This window comes from Actinoplanes sp. NPDC026670, assembly GCF_040638175.1.
Lineage (GTDB): Bacteria > Actinomycetota > Actinomycetes > Mycobacteriales > Micromonosporaceae > Actinoplanes.
The window spans coordinates 1-1,758 of record NZ_JBEZXU010000173.1 but is presented as its reverse complement, the minus strand read 5'-3'; the positions used below and the strand labels follow the sequence as shown (position 1 = coordinate 1,758).

General features: G+C 75.8%; 1 protein-coding gene. It reads right to left on the bottom strand.

All coding sequences use genetic code 11. The annotated features are described in order from the left end of the window. Positions 1 to 1,758 (bottom strand): ALF repeat-containing protein (locus AB0E94_RS52815; RefSeq protein WP_360344524.1); only part of this gene is annotated, 1,758 nt, incomplete at both ends.

The following is a 1,758-nucleotide window of genomic DNA, read 5'->3' as shown; positions in this document are numbered from 1 at the left end:
GAGCCGCGGCGGCGTCATTGCGCGCACGCTGCGCGGCCGCGGTCGCGGTGGCTGCCGACCGGGAGGCCGCGGCCGCGCTGGCCTGGGCCCGGTTGGACGCGTCGCGGGCGGTGACGGCCGACTGCGCCGCCTGGTCGGCCGACCGCTTTGCCTCCTGCGCCGAGGCCTGGGCCTGGTTGGAGAAGGTGATCGCCTGGGCCGCGGCTGCGTTCGCACGGTCCTTGGCCGCGTTCGCCTCGTCGGCGTAGCCCTGCGCCCGCTTGGCCGCCTCCAACGCCCGGTTGGCGTCCTCGACCGACTTCTGCGCGTACTGCTGGGCCTCGGCGATCAGCTTGTGCACGGTCTGGACGTGCGCCGCCTGCTCGAGGTCACGCTGGGCCGCTTCGTACCGGCCACTGGCCAGGAAGTACGACATGTACGAGGCCGGGCCTTTCAGGGCCACCTCGCCGGCCGCAACGACCTCGGGACCGCCGGTCTCCAGCACGCGGTAGATCTCGAGGCGGTCGTCGGCCGCCCGGGCCGGATACTGCCCCGTACGGATGAACTGGTGTTTCTGGGCCGTTGTGCCGCCCAGCGCCGCGTTGGCCGCCGCGGTCAGGCTCGGCCCGGCGCCGGTGAGCATCGCGTAGATCGTCTGGCTGTCCTTGACCGACTTGCCGGCGTAGTTGCGCGTCCGCAGGAACGTCTCCACGGCCGCGTCGGTGCCGTTGAGCGCGGTCTGCGTCGCGGTCTTCTCGTTGCCGTCGGGCAGCGTGTCGATCAGCCGCCAGGCCCGGGCCCGGTCGTCCTGCCCGACCGCGGCCCGCCGGCCCTCGGTCAGCCAGAGCAGAACTTCGGCGTCGGTGCCGGCCAGGGCGTCCTGGGCCGCGTCCTTGGTCCACTCACCACCGGTGGTGAGCAGCGCGACAGCCGCCCGGCGGCCCCGGTCGACCGCCACCGCCGGCGAGACGCCGGCCGCGGTCGCTTCGTTGAGCAGGGCCCGGGTGGCCGCGTCGACACGGTCCTCCTCGGCGGTGTCCCACAGCAGCGAGCGGTTCCAGGCGTTCAGCTCACCACCCTCGGCGATGGCCGCCTGCTCGGCCAGCACCGCGTCCTGCGCGGCCTGGATGCCCTGCTCTTTCCACTCGGCCAGGCGGTCCGCGTCCTCCTGCCGCGCCAGCGCCTCAAGCTCCACCGCCTGGTTGGCTGCGTTCACCGCGACGTTCGCGGCGTCCACCGCGGCCGCCGCGTGCTTGGCCGCCTCGGCCGCGGACAGCTGACCGCGGTCGGCCGCGTCGGCCGCCGCGATCGCCTGAGTGACGGCGTTGTCGGCGTGCTGCGCGGCCGACTTGGCGTACGCGAACGCCTCCTCGGACGCCTCGCGGGCCTGCTGCGCGAGGGCCTCGGCCCGGTCGGCCGCCCGGTCCGCAGTCGCCGCCGCGCGACGCGCCTGCGCGGCGGCGTTACGGGCCCGCTGCGCCTGCTGCTGGGACACCCCCGACTGCTGGCTCGCCTGGTCCGCGGCGGCACCCGCGGCATCCGCGTTCTGACTGGCCAGTTTGGCCGACGCCGACGCTGCGCCGGCCTGGGCCAGGGCCCGGTCCCGCTCGGCGCGGACCTGCTCCAGTTCCTTCGCCATGGCCGCCGCGTCGCGGGCAGCCTCGGCCGCCTCGCGGGCCAGCCGGGCGTCACCGGCGTTCAGCCTGGCCGCCGAGGCGGCCCGCTGTGCCTTGGCCGCCGCCTGGGCGGTCAGCGCGGCCGCGGTGGTCGCCTTGCGGG